The organism is Moorena sp. SIO3E8 (genome assembly GCF_010692445.1).
GTDB classification, from domain to species: Bacteria; Cyanobacteriota; Cyanobacteriia; order Cyanobacteriales; family Coleofasciculaceae; genus Moorena; species Moorena bouillonii.
The window spans coordinates 1-2,662 of the sequence record NZ_JAAHHM010000301.1; the positions used below are offsets into that span (position 1 = coordinate 1).

A 2,662-nucleotide genomic window follows, 5' to 3' on the forward strand; every position below is an offset into this window, starting at 1 on the left:
ATCCCAAATGGGGTTGGAGAGCTTTCTTTAATTCGCTATATTGGTTCATGGGGTTTCTGATGGCTATCCTCAATTCTGATGAAACCCCATCCTGTTCTTCTTTTCAACTTTTTTGTCCTGTACTGAGAGGAATTACATATAAGTGGCGCAAAGACAAGAGGAAAAAATCAGGAGGATTCTGGAACAACATCTCAGAAAGAACCTTTGTCCGCTTTGCCGATGACTTTGTGATTCTAACCCAAAGCAAAGAAGATGCGACATCCTCTAAGGTAATCATACAAGAATGGTTAACAAAAAAAGGATTAAGACTATCTGAGGAAAAGACCAGCATCAAACACTTGACAGAAGGGTTTGACTTCCTAGGATGGAACTTCCGCAAGTACAGAACCACTGCACGGAAAACCGAATTGGTCACCCTCATCAAACCCTCCAAGAAGAACATCAATAACTTCAAGAAACAATTGAAGGATGAATTCAAAAAGTTAAAGAGTGCATCCCAAGAACAAGTCATAAGGAAGCTTAATCCCAAAATAAGAGGGTGGAGCAACTATCATGATGGTGTAGTGGCTCAAGAAACCTTCAATACACTCGATAGCTACATCTTCTGGAAATTAAAAAGATGGGGGTTACGGAAACATCCAAATAAATCCTGGAAGTGGATATCCAAGAACTACTTTGGAAAACACTGCCCAGGAAGGGAAGACAAATGGGTATACGGAAACAAATCCTCAAAAAATGCCTATCTGCATAAACTCGCTTGGACACCCATCAAACGCCATACCCTAGTCCAATACAAAAACAGCCCAGACGACCCCGACCTGATTGGGTACTGGGAAGAGCGCAAAGCTAAACAAAGGGAAAAAACGGCAAGGGGAAGATTCTCAGCGGGAAAGGACAAAATAGCAAACAGACAAAACTACCTCTGTCCTGTTTGCAATCAATCAATTGGGGTTAGTGATGTATTACATCTACATCACATCATACCAAAACACCTAGGTGGACAGGATAAATACGATAATCTAATTTATCTACACAGTGACTGTCACCATTCCATACACGCCTTGGGTGCCACTAATCCCAACATACAGAAAATGCTGAAAGCTGGGATAACAAAACCCTCTTTGAAACGGAACAAAAACCAAAAGGTACAAACCCGTAAATCATTGAAAAGAAGTGGCAGTGATAAATGAGTTCAAAAGGAATCGGTTGCGCCGTGTACTTGGAGACTTGTTCGCACGGTGCGTCGGGGACGAAGCGGGAGTAATCCCGCCGACTTACCCAATCCTTTAACTGGGGTACTAGAGCCAGCCCGAGAGTCGGGAAAAATCTGTGGCTGGCTCTTACCGTGGAGCGTTTTAGCGCCCACGGTATTTTTATTATAACACAAATAATCTTCTATGATAACATTTTTTAAAAATTTTTGTAACAATTTTTGGAATCAGGGAACAGGGAATAGGGAATAGGGAATAGGGAGCAGCAAACAGGGAGTAGTGGAGTCGGGAGTAGGGAGAGTTGTGGAGTGGGAAAAAATCCTGTGTCCCCAAGTATAAATTAACTAATAAATTAACTAAATGACTATGTGCGATGGGAGCTTGGAGCTGCTACGCGAACGACCTTGGCCAAAAGGCCACGCTACGCGAAGGTCACGCTACGCGAACGGTCACGCTACGCGAACGCATCCACCGACCGTATCCTCAACTCTTCCGTTTCTTTCCGATTCCCAATTCCCAATTCTAAATTCTAAATTCTAAATTCTAAATTCTAAATTCTAAATTCTAAATTCTAAATTCTAAATTCTAAATTCTAAATTCTAAATTCTAAATTCTAAATTCCTTCAAGTTGTAAATTTTTCTTTTATCTATTAAACTCTTATTATAGGAAGAGTTATAGGAGAGTCAACTGATGAACAAGTGTGTTGGTACTACTGAAGCAGCATCTTTATCAAGCAAGGGAGTTTGTTCGCGTAGCGTGGCCTTTGGCCAGGGAAAAAGAATACCCCATCCTTCTTAAGGTTTAAAGTTACCGTAAGAATAGGGTCGCCTTAATAATAAAGTTTTAACCCTTTTGCTCATAGCCGACCAACCATAAAGGCGACCCTATTCTAAGGTTTCGTCTCCGGGGATGAATTTTTCCCTCAATCAGGCAAAGTCCCAGTTCTCCCCAAGGATTCTATATATTCAGAAAGGCTTAAACCCGAACGAGCGGCTAGACGTTTTAATCCCTGCCAACCAGTCTCAGTGGCTTTAATACTGTAACTTTTCTTGGCTTCTTCGTGCAATCTGGGTCTTCCTACTTTTCGTCTAATTTGTTCAGTCATCACCTTGATATTTAAGTTTAGGGGGTCTATAATTAAGGTAGCACAGAAAAAAGGTCGAACAAATGCAACTGTGCGGCTTGTTCTAAGTAGGAGCCTTTTGAAACAGAAGGGGTATGACTTAGGGGACTCGCGAGAATAACCTCAAAAAGTCCTAACTGTTCATTTTCGGATGGCGGTGAAAACCCGACCCCATGAGGAGACCATGTGACACCCTATCTTGGCCACACCGAGTTTGAAGTTACCGTAAGACAGTTGAGCCTTTATGGGCGATCGGTCTTGCATAAAAGGGTTAAATCTTTTGTAATAAGGCTCAACTGTCTAAGGTTTCATCTCCGAGGCGACATC

Annotated in this window: 5 protein-coding genes; 2 read left to right on the forward strand and 3 right to left on the reverse strand. The window is 41.9% G+C overall.

From position 1 onward, the window contains the following. The coding region (locus F6K46_RS39220) for a group II intron maturase-specific domain-containing protein (RefSeq protein ID WP_293068219.1) at nt 1-1,190 on the forward strand (1,190 nt) is incomplete at its 5' end. 2 nt (nt 1,191-1,192) lie between these two features. On the opposite strand, the gene F6K46_RS39225 is transcribed toward F6K46_RS39220, so the two are convergent. Continuing rightward, a complete protein-coding gene (locus F6K46_RS39225; protein ID WP_293068216.1) occupies nt 1,193-1,366 on the reverse strand; it encodes a hypothetical protein in 174 nt (57 codons plus the stop codon). 10 nt (nt 1,367-1,376) lie between these two features. Next, nucleotides 1,377-1,544: a hypothetical protein gene (locus tag F6K46_RS39230; protein ID WP_293068213.1), complete on the reverse strand. Its 168-nt coding sequence runs from the start codon at nt 1,542-1,544 to the stop codon at nt 1,377-1,379. 40 nt (nt 1,545-1,584) lie between these two features. Here F6K46_RS39230 and F6K46_RS39235 point away from each other — a divergent pair, with 40 nt between their 5' ends. Beyond that, entirely contained in the window at nt 1,585-1,737 is a 153-nt protein-coding gene (locus F6K46_RS39235) for a hypothetical protein (RefSeq protein WP_293068211.1), read from the forward strand. A gap of 397 nt (nt 1,738-2,134) precedes the next feature. Here the strand turns inward: F6K46_RS39235 and F6K46_RS39240 are convergent, their stop codons facing one another. Further along, entirely contained in the window at nt 2,135-2,317 is a 183-nt protein-coding gene (locus tag F6K46_RS39240; protein ID WP_293068208.1) for a hypothetical protein, read from the reverse strand. Nucleotides 2,318-2,662: the final 345 nt, after the last annotated feature.

Bases quoted from the DNA above. Each gene is read 5' to 3' on its own strand.
- F6K46_RS39235 (WP_293068211.1), top strand. From the start codon at position 1,585: ATGGGAGCTTGGAGCTGCTACGCGAACGACCTTGGCCAAAAGGCCACG.
- F6K46_RS39240 (WP_293068208.1), bottom strand. From the start codon at position 2,317: ATGACTGAACAAATTAGACGAAAAGTAGGAAGACCCAGATTGCACGAA.